The 20592-nt window shown below is 41.6% G+C and carries 15 protein-coding genes; 10 read left to right on the top strand and 5 right to left on the bottom strand.

The features are described from left to right. The first annotated feature begins 10 nt into the window (after nt 1-10). The 4 genes from AC6RV6_RS21680 to AC6RV6_RS21665 all read left to right on the top strand — a co-directional run bounded on the left by AC6RV6_RS21680 (nt 11) and on the right by AC6RV6_RS21665 (nt 7804). Nucleotides 11-1027 carry an L-histidine N(alpha)-methyltransferase gene (locus AC6RV6_RS21680; protein WP_500242966.1) on the top strand — a complete coding sequence of 339 codons (1017 nt, stop codon included), beginning with the start codon at nt 11-13 and terminating at the stop codon, nt 1025-1027. A 66-nt stretch (nt 1028-1093) separates the two neighbouring features. After that, entirely contained in the window at nt 1094-2605 is a 1512-nt protein-coding gene (locus AC6RV6_RS21675; protein ID WP_500242965.1) for an alternate F1F0 ATPase, F1 subunit alpha, read from the top strand. Nucleotides 2606-2631: 26 nt separating this feature from the next. Continuing rightward, on the top strand, nt 2632-3513 hold the full coding sequence (locus tag AC6RV6_RS21670; protein ID WP_500242964.1) for a F0F1 ATP synthase subunit gamma: 882 nt from the start codon (nt 2632-2634) through the stop codon (nt 3511-3513). A 493-nt stretch (nt 3514-4006) separates the two neighbouring features. Next, entirely contained in the window at nt 4007-7804 is a 3798-nt protein-coding gene (locus tag AC6RV6_RS21665; protein ID WP_500242963.1) for a DUF7149 domain-containing protein, read from the top strand. Nucleotides 7805-7824: 20 nt separating this feature from the next. On the opposite strand, the gene AC6RV6_RS21660 is transcribed toward AC6RV6_RS21665, so the two are convergent. Further along, on the bottom strand, nt 7825-8871 hold the full coding sequence (locus AC6RV6_RS21660; protein WP_500242962.1) for a PDDEXK nuclease domain-containing protein: 1047 nt from the start codon (nt 8869-8871) through the stop codon (nt 7825-7827). A 119-nt stretch (nt 8872-8990) separates the two neighbouring features. Between AC6RV6_RS21660 and AC6RV6_RS21655 the strand changes: the two genes are divergently transcribed. The 5 genes from AC6RV6_RS21655 to AC6RV6_RS21635 all read left to right on the top strand — a co-directional run bounded on the left by AC6RV6_RS21655 (nt 8991) and on the right by AC6RV6_RS21635 (nt 13187). Next, nucleotides 8991-9791, top strand: coding sequence for a CobW family GTP-binding protein (locus tag AC6RV6_RS21655; protein WP_500242961.1), 801 nt, complete (start codon nt 8991-8993; stop codon nt 9789-9791). Then, the gene (locus AC6RV6_RS21650; RefSeq protein ID WP_500242960.1) at nt 9788-10603 is read left to right on the top strand and encodes a metallophosphoesterase family protein; all 816 of its coding nucleotides are present in this window, start codon (nt 9788-9790) and stop codon (nt 10601-10603) included. Before AC6RV6_RS21655 ends, AC6RV6_RS21650 begins: the two co-directional genes overlap by 4 nt. Before the next feature lie 57 nt (nt 10604-10660). Beyond that, entirely contained in the window at nt 10661-11674 is a 1014-nt protein-coding gene (locus AC6RV6_RS21645) for a CobW family GTP-binding protein (RefSeq protein WP_500242959.1), read from the top strand. Nucleotides 11675-11807: 133 nt separating this feature from the next. After that, on the top strand, nt 11808-12470 hold the full coding sequence (folE, locus tag AC6RV6_RS21640) for a GTP cyclohydrolase I FolE (RefSeq protein ID WP_500242958.1): 663 nt from the start codon (nt 11808-11810) through the stop codon (nt 12468-12470). 15 nt (nt 12471-12485) lie between these two features. Then, nucleotides 12486-13187: a metallophosphoesterase family protein gene (locus tag AC6RV6_RS21635; RefSeq protein ID WP_500242957.1), complete on the top strand. Its 702-nt coding sequence runs from the start codon at nt 12486-12488 to the stop codon at nt 13185-13187. A 37-nt stretch (nt 13188-13224) separates the two neighbouring features. Here AC6RV6_RS21635 and AC6RV6_RS21630 read toward each other — a convergent pair whose 3' ends face one another. The 3 genes from AC6RV6_RS21630 to AC6RV6_RS21620 form a co-directional block, all read right to left on the bottom strand. Continuing rightward, on the bottom strand, nt 13225-15123 hold the full coding sequence (locus AC6RV6_RS21630; protein WP_500242956.1) for a tetratricopeptide repeat protein: 1899 nt from the start codon (nt 15121-15123) through the stop codon (nt 13225-13227). Between the two features lie 288 nt (nt 15124-15411). After that, nucleotides 15412-16419: a CobW family GTP-binding protein gene (locus tag AC6RV6_RS21625; protein ID WP_500242955.1), complete on the bottom strand. Its 1008-nt coding sequence runs from the start codon at nt 16417-16419 to the stop codon at nt 15412-15414. Between the two features lie 321 nt (nt 16420-16740). Further along, on the bottom strand, nt 16741-18771 hold the full coding sequence (locus AC6RV6_RS21620; protein ID WP_500242954.1) for a GAF domain-containing sensor histidine kinase: 2031 nt from the start codon (nt 18769-18771) through the stop codon (nt 16741-16743). A gap of 278 nt (nt 18772-19049) precedes the next feature. Between AC6RV6_RS21620 and AC6RV6_RS21615 the strand changes: the two genes are divergently transcribed. Next, a complete protein-coding gene (locus AC6RV6_RS21615) occupies nt 19050-19493 on the top strand; it encodes a hypothetical protein (protein WP_500242953.1) in 444 nt (147 codons plus the stop codon). Nucleotide 19494: 1 nt separating this feature from the next. Here the strand turns inward: AC6RV6_RS21615 and AC6RV6_RS21610 are convergent. Beyond that, the coding region (locus AC6RV6_RS21610; RefSeq protein ID WP_500242952.1) for a sensor histidine kinase at nt 19495-20592 on the bottom strand (1098 nt) is incomplete at its 5' end.

Below are 20592 nucleotides of genomic sequence, written 5' to 3'. Positions count from 1 at the left end.
GATTACAAAAATGGCGATCGCAGCTTCAATCCAGCCGGAATTTTACTCTGTTTTTTCTCCAGAAAAAATTGCTGAAATCGTGGATCATCTGGATACCGACAAAGAAATTCCCTTCAAATTTTGCTATCAAGGGAATATGGTGCAAGAATGGCAAGACTTTAATGAGGCTCAAGAGAAAGCAAAACTCAGTAGTGCCAAAACCGATGATAAGTTTCTGAAAAATATTTGTATTCATCTCTTCCAAGCAGAATCGAAGTGCGATCGCTGGAATATTGTGGATATTGGGGCAGCAAATCCCGGTTTGATGAAAAAATTGGTAGGAACCTTTCTCGACTCCGATATTCTCAATGCTTACATTGCTTTAGATATTAGCCAAGGGATTCTCGATCTATCCCGCACTCAATTAACAGGATGGTTTCCCTCTCTGAATTGGCAAGGATATCTTTGGGATTTTGAACGGGAGAAAATTCCCGAAAGTATTGCCGAAAGACGATGCGATCGCGCTTCCGAACAAATCGAAAATTTATATTTATATGTTGGCGGTACTTTTTGCAATGTCAAAGATCGCATTAGGGTCTTAAAAAATATTGCCGCAAGAATGACTCCTTCAGAATGGCTTTGCGTCAGTTTTGGCGTTGACTATACGGGTTCTAAAAATAAAGACTTTGACTTTGAATCTCATATTTCTGCGGCAGCTTGTCGGTATTTCATCAAGATTTTAGGGGTTAATCCCAACGATGTACAAATTGTCGGAAATTTTGATGAAGAATGGGGAGGGTATACAACAGGAATCCAATTTAAAGAAGATTATCACCTCGAATTTAATCTTAAAGAGGATAAAAAAATAGTATGCTTAAATCGAGGCGATCGCATTATAGTGTACCGATTTTTTTCCTATGGCATTGAGAGCGATACCAGTTGTCCTGAAATTTTCGAGGATTTTCACAATGCTGGATTGGAAATTATTTCCTATCGAATTGAAGCATTACTGTCTCGAGTGATGATTGTTTGTCAGTTAGTAACTTAAAAGAAATCTACATAAATCTCACAAAAACAAAATCACGCAAACACCTCGATCGCAAAAAAGGCTGACATGAACGGCAACTTCCAATCCCTCAAAACTGTCCTTGATGCTACTTTCAAGGTATCCGATCGCATTTTAAGCAACCACCGCAGCCCATTGCAGGCGCAAGAGATAGGAACGGTGACTTACTTAGGCAATGGAATTGCCCGTGCAGCCGGCTTACCGAGAGTACAAGCCTCTGAATTGGTACGATTCCCGGGCGATTGCTTGGGGATGGCCTTCAACCTCGACCCCGAGGAAGTGGGCATCATTTTACTCGATGAAAGTGAGGAATTAAAAGCAGGTTGTGAGGTTTATCGCACCGGGCGCGTGCTGGATGCTCCAGTCGGTGAGGAATTGCTGGGGCGAATTGTCGATGCGACGGGTCGTCCCTTGGACAACAGGGGGACGATCTCCACCCAAGAACGCCACCCGATCGAACGAGAAGCCCCCGCCATCATGGAACGCGCCCCTGTTACCGTCCCCCTGCAAACCGGGATTAAAGCGATCGATGCCCTGATTCCCATCGGTCGAGGACAGCGAGAATTGATTCTCGGCGATCGCCAAACGGGAAAAACTGCGATCGCCCTCGATACGATCCTGAATCAAAAAGGAAAAGATACGATCTGCGTATATTGCGCGATCGCTCAACGCAGTTCTGCCGTGGCCAAACTCATTGCCGATTTGCACCAATATGAAGCAATGGACTATTGTATCGTCGTCGTTGCCGGTGGAGAAACCCCCCCCGGATTGCAGTACATTACCCCCTATGCTGCGACAACAATGGCGGAATACTTCATGGCCCAAGGGCGAGATGTTCTCATCGTTTACGACGATCTCATTCAACACGCTCGCGCTTATCGCGAATTATCCCTCTTATTGCGTCGTCCTCCCGGTCGAGAAGCCTTTCCGGGGGATATTTTTTACATCCATTCCCGCCTGCTGGAACGCGCCACCCGTCTGCGTCCGGAACTGGGAGGAGGTTCCCTGACTGCTTTACCCATTGTGGAAACCGAGGCTCAGAATTTATCCGCTTATATTCCCACCAACCTCGTCTCCATTACCGACGGTCAGATTTACTTAACTCCTGACTTGTTTCAAAAAGGAATTTTACCCGCGATCGATATTGGTAAATCTGTTTCTCGTGTAGGAGGAAAAACCCAATTGCCTGCCTATCGCAGTGTTGCCGGAGATCTGCGCCTCTCTTACTCTCAGTTTGAAGAATTAGAGGCCTTCTCTCGCTTTGGGACGAGACTGGACGAGGCCACTCGCCAAACCCTAGAACGAGGTCAGCGCGTCCGAGAAGTCCTCAAACAGCGCCAATACGAACCGATACCCGTAGCCGAGCAAATTGCCGTACTGCTAGCGGTAACTCAAGGACAATTCGATCGCCATTCCCCAGAAGGAGTCAGTTCAGCAGAAAGGGCATTACGCCAAGCAATGGTAGAGAAATTACCCGAGGTTTGCCGACGAATCGAGGCCGGAGAAAAGCTGAGTCAAAGCGATCGCCAAGCCTTACTCGAGTTAAACATTCACCGATAACTGATAAATGATAACTGATAACTGAAATGACTCTTGAAGCCCTGAAACGCAAAATAGACACTGCCCAAGACCTGCAATCCGTGGTTAAGACCATGAAAGCACTGGCCGCCGTCAGCATTCGCCAGTATGAAAAAGCGGTGACATCCTTGAGCGAGTACAACCGCACCTTAGAGATGGGAATGCAAATTCTCCTGAAAAACAACCCAGAAAGTTTAGTCGGCATGAAACCCTTTCCCACTCATCGCCTCGGGGTAATTGCCTTCGGATCCGATCAGGGGATGTGCGGTCAGTTTAATGAACGTATTGCCGATTTTACCCAGCAACAAATCAATAGTCTTGCCATTCCTCGCGATCGCTGCATTGTGTTAACGGTGGGGACGCGGATTCGCGATCGCTTGGAAGCCGCCGGACAGAAAAGTGAGAGATGTTTTATCGTACCAGGATCTATCGCCGGGATCGTGCCGATCGTGCAAGAAACTGTATTAACTTTAGAAACATGGCGACGCGATCGGCAACTCGACCAAATTTTAGTGTTTAATAACCGTCCCATTTCGAGCGCCACCTATCGCCCTCACCAACAGCAAATTTTTCCCATTAATCTCCCTCGCTTGCGACAGTTGCAAGGGCAAAAATGGAACTCTCGCACGCTCCCTGCATTTACCATGAGTCAAGAACGTTTAGTTTCTGCTCTCTTTCGTCAATATTTCTTTGTCTCGCTTTATCGAGCCTGTGCGGAGTCATTAGCCAGTGAAAATGCCAGTCGTTTGGCTTCAATGCAGATTGCTGAAAAAAATATCCAAGAACGCTTGAGCGAACTACAAGCAGAATTTAACCACCAACGCCAAACGTCGATTACGGAAGAACTTCTCGATATTGTTTCGGGCTTCGAGTCAATCCATCAATCTTAATCTCAATAACATTGCTCTTGCTCTAATTTTATAAATTCAATCCTAAAGCTACAAGGAAGCGACTTGGCGATCGCCAACCATAGCACCCTTGCTAATAAAACCTGAGTTCGGGTTAAGCCAAAACCCTGACCTCGACTGAGATTGGAAAGCCTATCGGTTGTTACCCCATCCTGACGATCGCCGGAACAATGCGATCGCAAGCTAACCCCCCTCCGATAATTAAAATTCGTTCTCCCGATCGCACATTCGCGGTAGCTAAAATGATAATCATTATCATAATAGGTGACTCGGAAATCACTCAAACCCCCAATCCTGTTATCCTCGGTATGTCAGAACTCCCAAGGCCGTGAAAGAGTATCGCACCTTGGCCAAAGTCGTTTTTAAAGTCGCGATTTTGGCAGTTCCGGTCGCCTGTTCTCGGCGAATTTGTTATCGGGCGATCGCGACTATACTAAAAATATGACTGAATTTGCAGACTGGAAAAAAAGAACTGATGAACTCGATCGCTATTTCTCCTAGAAAGGCACTCAATAAAGCATTTCTGAAGGTTAAACCCGATCGCGAGACGATCGAGCGATTTAAGCACAATTTGTTGCAATTGATAGATGATATTAATGAGGCCGAGTCGGAAGAGTTTCATAAAAATCTTGCGGTTAATTTTCTCAGAGATACTTATTATCATTCCAATTATTTTATTAATACCAAAGGACGCACGGATCTGGTCATTCATAATGATAAGGATGCACAAAGCAGCGTGGGGACGATTTTGGAGGCGAAAAAGCCAACCAATCAAGGGGAAATGATTCGCATCGATCGCCTCAATGCGAAAGCATTACAAGAGTTGCTGTTATATTTTTTGCGGGAACGCATTCAAGGCAATAATTTAGAAATCAGGCATCTGATTGTGACCAATATTTATGAATGGTTTATTTTTGATGCTCGCATTTTTGAGTTATATTTTGCAGGCAATAAAGCGTTAGTTCGGCAATTTAATGATTTTGAAGCGGGGAGACTATCGGGACGGAAAACCGAGTTTTTCTATCAAGAAATTGCGCGTCCTGCGATTGAAGCAGTGGCGGGAGAGCTTCCGTTTACCTATTTTGATTTGCGGGATTATGAAGCAATTTTAAGGAGTGAGGGAGAAGAGAGCGATCGCGAGTTAATTTCGCTGTTTAAAATCTTTTCGCCGGAACATCTGTTAAAGTTACCTTTTACCAATGATAGCAATAGTTTGGATCGGGCATTTTATAGCGAGTTATTGCATATTATTGGTTTGACGGAAACCAAGCAAGGAAGCAAGAAACTCATTCAACGGAATAAGGATCGCGATCGCCAGATCGGTTCTTTGTTGGAAAATGCGATCGTGCAGTTGGATAGTTTGGATAAAATTGCTCGCTTGCAGGATCGCGATCGCTTTGGGGAGAGTGATGAGGAACAACTGTTTAATGTGGGGTTGGAATTGGTAATTACTTGGGTGAATCGCATTCTCTTTTTGAAGTTGTTGGAGGCGCAATTAATTGCCTATCATCAAGGCGATCGCGCCTATGCTTTTTTGAATTTGGAGAAAGTGAAAAATTATGACGATCTCAATCGTTTATTTTTTAGCGTTTTGGCAAGAAAGGATGAAGAAAGACAGGGAGAAATTAAAACAATTTTTGCTAATGTTCCTTATTTGAATAGTTCTTTGTTTGAACCGACGGACTTGGAACAAGAGACAATTGTTATGGGCAATCTTCGGAATGAAAAATTATCGCTTTTTTCGGTAACGGTGTTAAAAGATAGTCAGGGAAAGCGGCGATCGGGAGAAATGAATGCGCTGGAATATTTATTTCAGTTTCTCAATGCTTATGATTTTAGCAGTGAGGGATCGGAGGAAATTCAGGAAGAGAGAAAAACCTTAATTAATGCGGCGGTGTTGGGTTTGATTTTTGAGAAAATTAATGGTTATAAGGATGGTTCTTTCTTTACGCCCGGGTTTATTACGATGTATATGTGTCGGGAAACGATTCGCCGTGCTGTGGTACAAAAGTTTAATGAGATGAAGGGTTGGAATTGTCAAAATTTGGCGCAATTATACGATCGCATTGAGGATAAGGGGGAAGCGAATGCAATTGTAAATTCTCTAAAAATCTGCGATCCTGCGGTGGGATCGGGACATTTTTTGGTGTCTGCTTTGAATGAAATGATTGCGATTAAAAGCGAGTTGAAGATATTGCGCGATCGCGAGGGGAAAACGTTACGAGATTATCAGATTGAGGTAAGCAATGATGAGTTAATCGTGACGGATGATGATGGGAAGTTGTTTGAATACAATCCCAAGAATAAGGAGAGTCAGCGCATTCAGGAGACTTTGTTTCACGAGAAACAAACAATTATCGAAGGGTGTTTGTTTGGGGTGGATATTAATGTTAATTCGGTGAAGATCTGTCGCTTGCGGTTGTGGATCGAGTTGTTGAAAAATGCTTATTATCGTCGGGATAGCAATTACAAGAAGTTGGAAACGTTACCGAATATTGATATTAATATTAAGTGCGGGAATTCTTTGATTAGTCGTTTTACGTTGGATGCAGATTTGCAGTTAGCATTGCGGAAAAGTCAGTCGGATATCGAAACCTATCGCAATGCAGTGCAAACTTATCGCAATGCGGAAAATAAGGCACAAAAGCGGGAGATGGAAGAATTGATCGCGGAGATTAAAGGGAATTTTCGTCAATCTTTGTTTGAACGCGATCCGAAAAAGAAAAGGCTGAGAAATTTAGAGTCGGAGGTGAATCATTTGGAGAATCAGTTATCTTTATTTGAGGAAACGAAGACGGAGAAAAAAGCACGAGAGAAAAAGATTGCTAAGTTAAAGAATGAGATTGATAAGTTAAAAGTTGAGATTGAAGAGATAGAAAGTGGGAAGATTTACAATCATTCATTTGAGTGGCGTTTTGAGTTTCCTGAAGTTTTGGATAATGAGGGGACTTTTATTGGGTTTGATGTGGTTATAGGGAATCCTCCTTATGTATCCTTTCAAAATTTAAAAAGAATTGATAAGAAATCAGCCGATCATTATAAAGCAAGTTTTCAGTCAACCAAGTCTGGTAATTTTGACATTTATGTGATTTTTATAGAATTGGCTGACTTAATCACAAATAATAACTCAAATGTATCCTTGATTTTACCAAGTAAATTTTTAACTACCAATTATGGTAAAAGTATTAGAGATTATTTAATAGAGAAAAGTTTAATTTCAGATATTATTGATTTTGAACATCATCAAGTTTTTGATACAGCCACAAATTATACCTGTATAATATTCCTGAACAACTTAAAGAAATCATTATTTAATACTTACAAAATTGAACCATCAAAAATACTAGAAATAGATTATCCCAAAAACTCTGTTACATATTCAGAAGTATATTCAAAAACATGGACATATAGCAATGATAAAATATCACAATTAATTCAGAAACTTAAAACTCAATCTATCTGTTTACAAGACATTCCATGTGCAATTTCTCGAGGCTCAAGTACGGGGAATGATAAGATATTTGTTTTAACGTATAAAAATGATACCTTCATAAATGGATATGGAGAAAATCTTGACATAGAATCAGATCTTTTGGTAAGACCGATCTATGCGACAGATTTTAACAGATATATTTTTAAAGGAAAGACAGAAAAATATTTGATATTCCTTTATGATATTAATTCAAAACAATATGATCTTTTTGAAGAAATTGAAATAAAACAAAAATATCCAAAAGCATATGAATATCTATTAAAAAACAAAGAAAAACTTCAAGAAAGAAAGCAATCTAAAGTATGGTACGCTTATAGTGCATCTAGAAGCCTAAAAAATCATGGTGTTTCTGATATACTAATTCCATTACTTGCTGATAAAGGTTTATTTACCTTAACCCCTAAAGATGATATTTACACTCTAATGGCAGGCGGAGGATTTAGTATTTCCATTGGAAATAGATCAATTGATAAAAACTTCCTATTAGCTCTTTTGAACTCAAATTTATTATTTTTTCTACTATATAAAGAAAGTAATAAGTTTCGCAGTGGTTATATTACTTGCACAAAACAATATTTTAAAAATTTACCAATTAAAATCATCAATAAAAATTCACAAAAACCATTTATAGAGTTAGTCGATCGCATTCTCGAAGCGAAAAAAGCTGACTCTCAAACCGACACAACCCCATTAGAAAAAGAAATCGATCGCTTGGTTTACGACCTCTACGGACTCAGCGAAGAAGAGATTAAAATCGTCGAAGGAGAAACCCGTACATGAAACATGGGTTTCTGCTTCGTTCATTGTGATTCCTCCTCAATGGCAAGTCGCTGTCGGGCATCCGCGATCGCTTGTTGCAGCCGTGCTTGTAAGATTTCTTTGGGGGGCAAAATTGTGAGATATTCGGCAACGTGAATGCCGCTTCGATCTAACTCTAGCAGTTCGATCTGCTCTTGTTTTTTGCCCGCACAAAGAATAATACCGAGAGGGGGATTCTCGTCGGGTTCTCGTTCGTATTTGGCCAGCCAACGCAGGTATAATTCCATTTGTCCTTTGTAGCCCGGTTCAAAGTTGCCGAGTTTGAGGTCAATCGCGACAAGGCGCTTGAGTTTGCGGTTGTAGAAGAGGAGATCGAGATAAAAGTCGTCGCCATCGATTTGCAAGTGTTTTTGTCTGGCAACAAAGGTGAATCCTGCTCCCAATTCGAGGAGAAATTGTTCGATGTCTCGCAGGATAGCATCTTCGAGGTCTTTTTCGAGATAGCGATCGTTCAGTTGCAAGAAGTCCAAAATATAGGGGTCTTTCAGGAGTAAATCTGGGGAGATTTCGTTCTCTTGGCGCAGGCGACCCAAATCGTGGCGAATGGTGCTTTCAGGTTTGCGGGAAAGGGCGGTACGTTCAAATAACATGGAGTCGATCCGGTTTTGCAGTTGGCGGGTACTCCAGTTTTCCAGTTGGGCGATTTCGATATAAAAATCCCGTTTGAGGGGATCTTCGATTTTGCTGAGAGTGCGGAGATGCGTCCATGTCAATTTTGAACGCAGTGCGTTCACTTTCTCCAAGTCAGGGAAAGTTGTAGCAAAATGGACGCAATGATGCAATTGTCTGGCTCCCCATCCTTTCCCGTAGGTTCGCGTGAGTTGTTGGGAAAGTGTATTGATGATTTGCTTGCCGTATTCAGCGCGATCGCCTCGCAAAATTTGGTTGTGAATGCGATCGCCCACTTGCCAGTAAAGTAGAGTGAGTTCGGCGTTGACGGCAATGGCGGCGCGTTGTTTGGCTGCGTCGATGAGTTGGCGAATGTCTTGGAATAGCTGGCGATCGCTTTTCGGTTCGATGTTACTCATGCGACGGCCTCCTCAATGGATTGTTATTAGTTTACCTGAACTTTCATTTTTGTTAAAAAGATGAACCTTACCTTTCGACTTTTGGGTTACAATGATAATGATTATCATTCTATTTGCCTATGATTGTTGCTGTCAGCGGCCCCCCAGGGGTAGGTAAAACCCATTGGATTGCTCGACATCTTCGCCAAAATAACCCCCAAAACGCCTGTTACTTGAGTCCTAAGACGGAAACTCTACCCCTTGATGCAACATGGCTCGGGACGGAATTTCCGAACCTGAAAATGTTACCCTCTGAACTAGAAACGCAAGTGTTCGCTCTGTTTGAGGGAATTGTTTATCTAGAATTGCCTTGGTACTTGGACTTAGGGGGAATCGAACCCTTATTGCAACGCGCTGAGTGCGATCGCATCGCGATTCTCCCTCCCAATAGCCCAGAAACCCCTTGGCACAATTGGGCCGATCGCATTCACGCAGGAAACTCCCTCACTCTCTCCCCAGACTTCCATCAGCATCCCCCCCAAATTCATCGCATTCAACTCAACGGCAAAGTCTTTGATTTTGACAGTTTAGCCGTCTTTTGGTACGAACTCCTTCAAGGAGCCTATGGTGAAACAATCCGGGCTAAAGGTATTGTAGAAATTGCTAGCGGTGAAGCCGTTTACGGAGATTTTGTCCGGGGTCGAAGGAATGACGAATTTCCTGCCTTAGAGTGGCCGCAATGGCTGGATGGTCGTCCCCAACGGTTGAGTGGATTAGAAATTTGCGGCGATCGCGCAGCGTCTCCAGAGGAGAATCGCTTGCAACGCGATGCGATCGTCCAAACCCTCGAAGATTGTTGTCTCTCAGACGAACAACTCAACTATTATCAACAGCAAATCAGAGCATCTCTCGACCGAGAACCGGAGGTAACAGTGGTATGAAAATTGCAGTTATGTCTTGCATTCACGGCAATTATGAAGCCTTGGATGCAGTTTTACGGGATATCGATCGCCACAAAGCGGACAAAATTTATTGTCTCGGCGATCTCGTCGGTTACGGGCCCTTTCCCAATGCAGTCGTCGAACAAATTCGGTCTTTAGATATTCCCACGGTTCAAGGGTGTTGGGATGAAGATATTGTGGAAGGATTAAATGCTTGTGAATGTAGCTATCCCTCTCTCATTGCGGAACGACGAGGATATTTAGCGCATGAATGGACGAACCAAGAAGTTCACCCAGAAACCCGCGAATATTTAGCGCAATTGCCTTTAACTTTCAAAGAAGATAATCTCTGTTTTGTTCATGGTTCTCCCCACAGCAACCACGAGTATTTATTGCCGGAAATGAATGCTTTTGCTGCCTTAGAACGGGTTTTAGCCACAGAAACCGATGTTTTATTTTGCGGCCATACTCATATTCCCTATGCCCGAACCCTCGACAGTGAAACTTTACAAGTCAAGGTGAAACAACCCGCAACAGAAGAAGTTCGAGAATTGACTTTTAGTGCGCCATTGAAACGGATTATTAATGTCGGGTCGGTGGGAGAACCCCGTCACGGACGACCAAATGCAACCTATGTTCTTTATGATACGGACTCCCAAGCGGTGAATTTACGGGAAGTAGAATACGACTATCAAAAAACTTGTGCGGCGATTCTAGATAAGGGATTGCCCGCTATTTTTGCTTGGCGTTTGGCAAAGGGGTTAGAGTTTGCTGAAAAGGCCGAAGATGCGAGTCATGTCTGCGAACGATAAAGAAGAATTTTATCTCTCTCAAAGAAATTAAATGTACTAGAGTTTATCCAAAAAAAGATGATGTCTAATCAAGTTGAAGTTCCCAAACGAGGACTACCCATTACAATTATTACGGGTTTTTTAGGGAGTGGTAAAACAACACTACTCAATCACATTTTACAAAACGATCGCGATTTAAAAATTGCAGTCTTGGTGAATGAGTTTGGAGATATTAATATTGATTCTCAATTACTTGTTTCTGTCGATCGAGACATGATAGAATTAAGTAATGGTTGTATTTGCTGTACCATTAATGAGGGGTTAATCGATGCGGTTTATAGCATTTTAGAGCGCGATACACCCATTGATTATTTGATTATTGAAACCACTGGAATTGCCGATCCATTGCCGATTATTTTGACTTTTGTAGGGTCTGATTTGCGCTATTTAACGCACTTGGATTCGATTATTGCAGTAGTTGACTCAGAAACTTTTACCCTCGATTGCTTTGATAGTGAAGCTGCTTTACAACAGGTTGCTCTGAGCGATATTGTCCTCCTTAATAAAACAGACTTAGCGACAGAGAAAAAAGTTGAAGAATTAGAACAATATATTCAAACGGTCAAAAATAGAGCGAGAATCCTTCGCAGTCAATACGGAAAAGTCCCTTTACCGCTTATTTTAGATGTCGGATTAACGCAACCCGATCGCTATCAAAGACAAGGCGATCGCGAGCATCATCACCATTCTCATCACTTAGAAAATGATGAATTTATGTCCATGTCTTTTCAAAGCGATCGCCCTTTTGATGTCAGTCAATTTGAGAAAGTTTTAAATCGAATGTCAACGGAAATATTTCGTGGCAAAGGGATTCTTTGGTTTTCTGATACTCCAGAAACTCGTTATATCTTTCAACTCAGTGGGGGAAGATATGACCTAAAAGCCGAAGATTGGCTAGAAAAGCCAACAAATCAATTAGTTTTAATTGGCCGTCATATTGATACACAAGAACTTTATCAACAACTCGAAGATTGTCTCCAGACTTCTGCTGCTGAAAAGGACAAAGATGCCACCCATGTCTGCGAACGATAAGAGGATATTTTGTCTCACCCAAAATCAATCAAACCTAATAATTTCTACTCGGTTTCTTGTTTCTGTAAAACAATATATGTTATATTTCTTTACAGAAGTTTTTTCTATTCCTTGTTTTTCTTACTTCAAACGCATGACTTTTTTAACCCAACGAGAATCCGAACAAAATCCTGAAGAAAAATCTAACACTTTCCCTCCTTCTTTAAACACTGAGCTTCAACCTATTGTCTCTGAAGAAGAAATGCGTCAAGCCGTTCGCACTTTACTTTTAGGATTGGGAGAAAATCCAGATCGTGAAGGATTAAAAGATACGCCAAAACGAGTCGTTAAAGCCCTGAAATTCTTGACCTCTGGTTATCATCAATCTTTAGATGAATTGCTGAATGGAGCAGTTTTTCACGAAGATGCCAATGAAATGGTGTTGGTACGAGATATTGATTTATTTAGTTCCTGCGAACACCATATTTTACCGATTATAGGTCGCGCTCATGTTGCGTATATTCCTGATGGGAAGGTCATTGGTTTATCAAAAATTGCGCGAATTTGTGAGATGTATGGACGACGCTTACAAGTTCAAGAACGCTTAACATCACAAATTGCGGATGCTTTGCAAGGACTTTTACAACCGAAAGGAGTTGCAGTCGTCATTGAAGCGAGTCATATGTGTATGGTGATGCGAGGGGTTCAGAAACCGAGATCGTGGACTTCTAGTAGTGCAGTGCGGGGAATTTTTGCAGAAGATGCAAAAACTCGTCAAGAGTTTATGAGTTTAATTTGTCATAATCCTAGTTTTTAGAATTCAATCAGAATAATGTGGGCAATTTTAAGTGGAATTGAGGGGAATTTAACGGCCTATGAAGCAGTTTTAGCCGATCTGAAGCGGCAGACTGCGGTGGAAGCGTTGTATGTGCTGGGGGACGCGATCGGATTGGGTTCCAATAATAACGCAACAATCGATCGCTTGCGTTCCCCCAAACCGGGAGACCTCGAACCCCAAGTTTGCACGGGTTGGTGGGAAGAACAATGTTTTGCCTTGCACGCAGTTGGGACGAGTAGCGATCCGGTAGAATTGCGCGAACGCTATGGCAGTGACGCGATCGCGCAACTCTGGGATTCTGTCTCCCGCGATCGCGTACAATGGTTACGCAGTCTGAACTTTGGGTTTGTCGAGTTGGATTGTTTGCTGATTCACGGCAGTAGCGTCAGTGCCAGTGAAGAACTCAGTCCCAACACTCCCCCGTGGCTCATGTTAGACCGTTTGCAACGCATGGGAGTGAATAGCTTATTTTGCGGTCGTTCCGGTCTTGCATTTGAGTACCAGTTAGAAACCACTACCCTGAGTACGACTGTCACCACCTTGGGCGGTCAGCAATCCCCAGAAACCATCCAATCTCAACCCCGACAAGCGATCGGCGTGGGAAATGTGGGCAGGAAACTGGGTGAAGCAAGTTACGTGCTTTATTCTCCGGGAAGCGAACGCAATGCCGTACAATTCAAAACAGTCCTTTATTAGGACAAATTTTGGGTTAACGGCACGTGAATTGAAGAGATTATTGTTTTCTGGCAACATGAAAGCCAAAATCTGCTAATAATTTTGCCTCATCGATCGCGGTAGATTCTGTATTTTGTAGCAACTCTAGGGCTTTTTCGCTTTCATCTTGTTGGACGAGCAAAGCAATCGCCTCTTTCACAAGCCCCACTTTGAAAGTGTTTTCATATACATGACCTTCTGTTGATTTTCTTGACTCGATCGCATCGACTAAATGATATCCGCGTTCGATCTCGCCAAGTTTAATCAATTGAATTCCAATTCTTCCACGAATAAAATCCTGCCCCAATTCATGTTTTTTAGCAATTTCTAACGCTTCTTCAACGCGATCGAGTCGGGTTATTTTCGCTAAGATATCTGCCCATAATTTACCAGTCAAACCCGTGCGATCGCTCCAAAAATCTAGAATCTTATCAATCTTCTCAGGTCGTGTCGCGTTCGATAATATTACTTCCCATACTTTGGTACTTAAACCCGAATAATGATCTCGCAAACTCGTGCGATCGTCCCAAAAGTTCAGAGCTTGGTCAATTTTTCCTTCTTTAGCAAAATGAGTTCTAATATTAAATAAAGACCACGGTTGCTGGTATTCGGAAATAGCATTGAAAACTTGTATTGCTTGTTCTTCTTTATCAATTGCCATTAGATGTAGAATAAATTCTTCACATAGACTGGAAATAGTACATAATGTTTGATAAGGCAATAAAGTTAAAAATCTAGCGATCGCTTCTTCTGTTGTATCGTCGAGAAGCCTTCTTTGAGCGATTGCCACTTCAATCAATGTATTCGATTTTTCTATGTCATCTTTAGGGATGAGTTGTATGAGTTGTTTTGCTCGTTCAAATTCACCATTTTTCACTAAAGCTGTAGCAATATTTTGTAAGTAGCTTGTTTGAAGGGAATCCTCGATAAATATTTCTTTAGGTGTTGAATTTCGGCGATCGGGAATCTGAAAAGGATCGGTTAACTTCCGAGCAATCAGAATTGCAAAATTATACTCTCCCATTTCTAACAATTTATGAGAAATCATACTCCATATTGGCGGAGCTTCAATAACATCAATTTTATGTGATATTTCTTGTGAAGCTATCCATATTTCTCGAACTTCTTCAACTCGTTCGGACTTCTCTATAATTTCTTCAAAAGCATCAGTTTTATAATACGCAACAGCTAGATAGGGTTCAGACATTCCATAACAATTCCTTAAGTCTTTTGCAATATTTAGAGCAGATTGTAACTCAAATATACGACTGAGATTTTGGGCAATTTGAGACAGAAGAAGATGCTTTGGACTATGGCAAGAACCATTAGATAAAGAACCATGAAATTCTTCTTCTGCTTTGGCAGCGCGAGCAGCCTCAAGAAGAATCTCTCGAGCCGATTCTAAATTATTTCGGTCGATAAAAACTTTTGCAATTTCATGCAGGGCTTCAGCACGAGCGAGAGGAGATGCGATCTTACGAGCCTCTTCTAAAGCGCGATCGTAAAATCCTGTTTGTACCATACTTGTGACGACATCTCGCAACAATCCATCTTGCCGATATTGGTTATTGTAAAAACCTTCTTGTTTGTACTTGCTTAATTTCAACGCACGATCGAAAACAATTTTAGCACGATCTGTAAAACCAGCTTTTGCTAACTGAGTAGCAATATAAGAGAGTGTTTCGATCGATTTGTAATTTCCCTCAATTTTTTCCCAGCGTTCTAATGCAAGATCAAATAATGTTAAAGCCTCTTTTTTTGTATCTGTTTCTGATGGAAAACTATTCAAAAAAATCATGTGAAAATCAGATTTTTCTGGCGATGTCGGCTCGAAAGATTGCACAGATATTGGAGAAATAGTAACGATCGCAACAGATCCGAAAGTTATTCCTATGATATAAGACCTTAATACTCGCATTTTCTTCTCGAGTCGTCAGAACTCAATAGGTGACAAAATTATTCTACAGCAATTTCAGTCCCTAAATTGGCTAGAGTTCGGACTGCAATCGCGGGAATCTCGATCTCAAAGATCGAGTTTAAGTCTATTTCTCCTTGTTGAATCAATTGACTGATTGTCTCTTCAACAGTTACAGGATCTAAATTTTCACCTTGTATCGAGTTTATATCCCTACCAATGCAACTCTCCAATGATTTGAGAGCTTACTCTGCAAGAATTTTATTTTTTCTCGGAAGGAGTCACTTTCCTTCAGTCATCTAACTCTGCCAAACACGCATTAAGCTGTTGTTTAATTAAAGACTCATTCAGATTACGCCCGATGAATACAAGTTCATTTTTGGATTGACTCGTCCAATCATCTGCTTGTAGATCGTAGCGAGGTCCACTCAGTTGAAAAATATGTCGGTTAGGACTTTCTTGAAACCATAATATTCCTTTGGCACGAAATATATTATTTGATAATTGTTGGGTTAAAAAATGCTGGAATTTCTCAACTTCAAACGGGCGATCGCTTTGAAAGGAAACGAAATCAAAGCGATCGTTAGCTAAATGCTTATTAAGCGCAGATTTGTCCCGTCGAAAGTCAGAAATTTCACCTTGATAATTATCTATTTGAGTTAAACCAATATCCAAAATTAGCGGTAAAGGTACTTTTCCATATTCGCTGCGTAAAATTCTAAATCCCGGTTTAATATCTTCAATAAATACCTTTAACTCACTAATTTTTTCTTCAGTTGCCAAGTCAATTTTATTTAAAATTACTATGTCACCGTATCTGATTTGACTTAAAGCCGCTTCACTATCAAAATGTTTAACATCAAAACTGGCTGCATCTACAACTGTAATGACCGCATCAAGACGAGTTAAAAACTTTAATTCTGGACTCAGAAAAGTCAAAATAATCGGTAACGGCTCGGCTAATCCCGTGGTCTCAATGACTAAATAATCTACTTTTTCTTCTCGTTCTAAAATTCGATAAACCGCATCGACTAAACTGTCATTAATGGTACAGCAGATACAACCATTATCGAGTTCTACTATATCTGATTTCTCTGAGATGAGGAGTTGTTCGTCAATATTAATATCACCAAATTCATTGACCAATACGGCTATTATCAGCTTATCTTTATTCTGTAAAATTTGATTGAGTAAGGTGGTTTTTCCACTCCCTAAGAAACCAGTAATTATCGTTACGGGCATTCCACTTTTAGGTAAGGATGGCAGAGCATCGGATAGGGTGAAGTTTAGAAGAGTCATTTTTTTGAGTGAATTCGTTTCCGAATATTTCGATAATGATTATCAATTTATAATATACTGATAATGATTATCATTACAATAATTTGCCTATAGTCAGTCAGTGAACCCAGTCTCCGTAATTTGGCTCAATTGATTCCGAGATTGACCGAAACTTAGAAATGATAAAGCGATCGCTCAATTGCCGGATTCTCAGTCTTAATACTTGTCAATAATGTTTTGTAAAAGCTATCATTCTTGACATTTAGAGGATTAAAATTCTTTGAACGACACGCTCTATTTTTATTCTCTCTACTTTGTAGCTCCCTTGTCACCCCGTAAACTCTAAAACTCTTCAGAGCGCAGAATGGGAATAGAAATACGAAATTGAGTGCCTTCACCCACTTGGGAAAAACATTCCAGTTGACCGCCGTGTTTTTCGACAATAATTTGATAGCTAATGGAAAGCCCCAAACCCGTTCCTTTACCAATTTTTTTAGTGGTAAAAAAGGGATCGAAAATTCGCGATCGCGTTTCTTCGTGAATTCCGGTTCCATTATCGGCAATTTCAATCTGAATGCGATCGCCTGCTCGAGCGGTGCGAACCCAAATCGTAGGAATTTCCCCCCGAGCTTCCTCCTCATAGCGTTCCTCAATGGCATCGAGAGCGTTGGCGAGAAGATTCATGAACACTTGATTGAGAGGAGCCGGATAGCACTCGACTAAGGGTAAATTCCCATAGTCTTTAACCAGTTGAACGACATGGCGATCGCCATGAACTTTCCAACGATGTTGTAAAATTAAGAGCGTACTATCCAAGCCTTCGTGAAGATCGACGGCTTTAATTTCTGCCTCATCGAGTCGAGAGAAGGTTCGCAAAGAAAGAACTATTTTCCGAATGCGATCGCTCCCCATTCGCATTGATTCAATGATTTTGGGCAAATCTTCTCGTACAAAATCGAGATCGATATCATCAATTTTTTGACCGACTTCTGGGTTAGGAATGGGATTGGCTTTGTTATAAGCACCGATCAAATCGATCAAATCTTGAGCATACCCCTCGACATGAACGAGATTGCCAAAGATAAAATTAACAGGATTGTTAATTTCGTGGGCAATTCCTGCCACTAACTGCCCCAAACCCGCCATTTTTTCGCTCTGAATTAACTGCGTTTGTGTCTGTTGCAATTCTTTCAGGGTGCGGGAAAGTTCGTCGGCTTGAGTTTGCGTGGTTTTTAACAATTCTGCCTGTTGGAGGGCAATGCCCAATTGACTCCCGATTTGAGCCAGCAAATCGACCTCATATTCCTGCCAGTGGCGAGGTGCGGAGTTTTGATAGGTTGCCAGCAAACCCCAAAGCGTCTCTCCCTGCAAAATCGGAACGATAATGCAAGCTTTTGCTTCTAAGCGTTCGAGGAGTTGAATATGACAGGGAGAATATGTGGTTTGATAAATATCGTCAATCACTGTTACTTGATTGTGACGATAACGCCCGCCTTGGGTTTGTTGCAAAACGCTATCGACAATAAAAGCGCGGTCTTTCATTAACGGAGTCCAACCGGGTGCGATCGCTTCAGCAACGATCTGACCGCTCCAATCGGGGTTAAAGTGATAAATAACCACCCGCTCGCTTTCAAGGAGTTGTAGGGCTTCACGAGTCGTCGTCTCGAAAATCGTATCGATATCGAGGGAACGACGAATTCGATCGATAGTCCCCACAAGGGTTTTATGGCGTTGGGCGGCTTTTTCTCGTTCGGCGGCGATCGCCAGTTGAGCAGTTTGCGCTCGGGTTTGTTTGAGATATTCAGCTTGTTGCAGGGCAATACCGAGATGAGCGCCAATTTGGGCGAGGAATTCGGCTTCGTAGTTCTGCCAGTGACGGGGTGAGGAGTTTTGATAAGCTGCTAGCAAGCCCCAGAGGGTTTCCCCTTGTAGAATGGGAACGATGATATAGGCTCTAGCTTGGAGTTTTTCCAGCAGTTGGAGGTGACAGGAGGAAAACCCCGTTAAGTAAATATCATTCACAATCGCGCTTTCGTTGTCTCGATACCGTCCGCCGCGATTTTCTTGGAGAAAGCTATCTGTAATGGTAGATCGATGAGACTTTTGTACCAGAGGAGTCCAACCCTGCGCGAGGGATTCGGCGACAAACTCTCCACTCCAATCGTCATTAAAACGAAAAATGGCGACTCGTTCGGCAGCAAGTAATTGACGAACTTCTCGAGTGGTGGTACTAAAAATCGTCTCGATATCCAAGGACCGCCGAATGCGATCGATAACTTTTGCCAATGCTTGGTATGATTGGCGATTACCATTCCGAGAATTCTCTTGAGAAAGCAAGGAAGCCTCGACTGTTGCAGAGTAAGCGTGTTTCATAAGAGAAGATACCGCCGAAATTATCGAGATTGCGATCGTAGCAATCTCAATAACAATCTCAAAAAGAGAAATTTTGGCTAAAAATTTTGATTTTAAATAGATATTGATGATGAGGGATCCACCCTTCGATATGCGATCGCCCCATTTTATTAACTATACCACATTGTTTAGATTTTCTTTATGTTTCGCTAGTATTGAAGTAAATGCCAAGTCGATCGCCTTGGCATTTGCAGAAATTCTGCGCGACAATTAGTAGCGTCTAGTTCGAGGTTCGAGAGATGAAAACCCTGAAAAAAATTGTAGCGGGAATCTGTTTGACATTGGGTATCGGACTATCCGTTGTGATGATTGCGGATATGATTAATCCGGAAACGTCTTCTGAGGATAAGGAAGGTGCTTTTGCTGCATTGATGTTATTTGGACTGCCACAAGTTGCGTTAGGAGGCAGTTTAATTTGGCATTTGCAAAGCCAACATAGTCAGAAGCAAAAGATTCTGTTCCTTCAGCAAGAACAACTTTTTCTCGCATTGCTTCAGGAACAACAAGGAAAGATTACTGAAATCGAATGGGCTACTGTGGCGAAAATTCCTTTGGAGGAAGCAAAAATATATCTCGATCGCAAAGCAAATGAACTTAATGCCTATTTTCAAACAACAGAAGCCGGGGCAATTATTTATCAGTTTCCTCTGCGTCAAGTTGATTTATTGAATTCTAGCCCTTAGTTCACTGCTGTTTGGGTAAAGTAATCATAAATTCAGTATACTTGCCAAGTTCGCTTTCTACTTCTAGTTTTCCCTGATGTTGTTCAATGACAATATTGCGCGTGAGAAATAATCCCAAACCCGTTCCCTCTCCAATCGGTTTGGTTGTAAAAAAGGGAGTAAATAGTTTTTCTTTGATTTTGAGAGGGATGCCTTCACCGTTATCGCGAATACAGATGACAATTGTTGTTTCTCGATTGTAAGTTGTTAACCATAACGTGGGAGATTCTTCATCTAGGTTTCCGGTTTTATATTTAGTTTCAAGGGCATAACAGGCGTTATCAACTAAATTAATAAATGCACGGCTCATATCTCCTTCTGAGATATCAATTAAGTCCAAGGAATCATCATATTCTTTGCGGATATTAATAAAAATACCTTGTTTGCTGGCTTTCCGACTGTGATAGGCGAGTTGTGCGGCGCGATCGAGTAATTGATTGATATCTGTAGGCTGACGAGCAATTTCTTCCGAACGGGCGTGCTGCATCATACTATGAATAATACCTTCAACGCGCTGTCCTTGTTGGCGCACGATCGCAGCATTATTTTTCACGTCTTCCAGCATTTCTTGAAAATAAGCAAAATCTTTTGCGGGGATGAGATCGCGTTGTTTAGCTAACTTTTCTAAGATTTCTCCGACAATTTCTTCCGATGTTTCCGAACAATTCGTGACAAAATTAAGCGGGTTGCGAATTTCATGAGCAACCCCTGCCGTTAATAGTCCTAATGTTGCCAATTTTTCGCGATCGATAAGTTGCAATTGTGCTTCTTTCAATTCGGCTTGACTTTCGGCAAGTTGTTCCGCTAAAGTTTGTGTATATTGTTCCTTCTGTTCTTGATTTTTCGCTTTGCTGGCGAGAGCGCGATCGGATAAATCAATACGATTGAGATTAATTGCAGTTTGCAGGCAAAGGAAGTTTAATGCTTTTAATTGTTGTTGGGAAAATTTCTCTATTTTTTCTTCAGCTTCTAAATAAATAATCCCCTTGAGAGTATTTTGATAAAGGAGTGGAAAACAGGCAAAAAACAGAGGTTGATGGGTTTGAATATAAGAGTCTGC

The sequence above is a fragment of the Spirulina sp. LEGE 11439 genome, assembly GCF_059821285.1.
This window is presented reverse-complemented; position numbering and strand designations above follow the sequence as displayed.

Excerpts from the sequence above, each read along its gene's own strand:
- AC6RV6_RS21680 (WP_500242966.1), top strand. The coding sequence starts at position 11 with ATGGCGATCGCAGCTTCAATCCAGCCGGAATTTTACTCTGTTTTTTCT.
- AC6RV6_RS21675 (WP_500242965.1), top strand. The coding sequence starts at position 1,094 with ATGAACGGCAACTTCCAATCCCTCAAAACTGTCCTTGATGCTACTTTC.
- AC6RV6_RS21670 (WP_500242964.1), top strand. The coding sequence starts at position 2,632 with ATGACTCTTGAAGCCCTGAAACGCAAAATAGACACTGCCCAAGACCTG.
- AC6RV6_RS21665 (WP_500242963.1), top strand. The coding sequence starts at position 4,007 with ATGAACTCGATCGCTATTTCTCCTAGAAAGGCACTCAATAAAGCATTT.
- AC6RV6_RS21660 (WP_500242962.1), bottom strand. The coding sequence starts at position 8,871 with ATGAGTAACATCGAACCGAAAAGCGATCGCCAGCTATTCCAAGACATT.
- AC6RV6_RS21655 (WP_500242961.1), top strand. The coding sequence starts at position 8,991 with ATGATTGTTGCTGTCAGCGGCCCCCCAGGGGTAGGTAAAACCCATTGG.
- AC6RV6_RS21650 (WP_500242960.1), top strand. The coding sequence starts at position 9,788 with ATGAAAATTGCAGTTATGTCTTGCATTCACGGCAATTATGAAGCCTTG.
- AC6RV6_RS21645 (WP_500242959.1), top strand. The coding sequence starts at position 10,661 with ATGATGTCTAATCAAGTTGAAGTTCCCAAACGAGGACTACCCATTACA.
- folE (WP_500242958.1), top strand. The coding sequence starts at position 11,808 with ATGACTTTTTTAACCCAACGAGAATCCGAACAAAATCCTGAAGAAAAA.
- AC6RV6_RS21635 (WP_500242957.1), top strand. The coding sequence starts at position 12,486 with ATGTGGGCAATTTTAAGTGGAATTGAGGGGAATTTAACGGCCTATGAA.
- AC6RV6_RS21630 (WP_500242956.1), bottom strand. The coding sequence starts at position 15,123 with ATGCGAGTATTAAGGTCTTATATCATAGGAATAACTTTCGGATCTGTT.
- AC6RV6_RS21625 (WP_500242955.1), bottom strand. The coding sequence starts at position 16,419 with ATGACTCTTCTAAACTTCACCCTATCCGATGCTCTGCCATCCTTACCT.
- AC6RV6_RS21620 (WP_500242954.1), bottom strand. The coding sequence starts at position 18,771 with ATGAAACACGCTTACTCTGCAACAGTCGAGGCTTCCTTGCTTTCTCAA.
- AC6RV6_RS21615 (WP_500242953.1), top strand. The coding sequence starts at position 19,050 with ATGAAAACCCTGAAAAAAATTGTAGCGGGAATCTGTTTGACATTGGGT.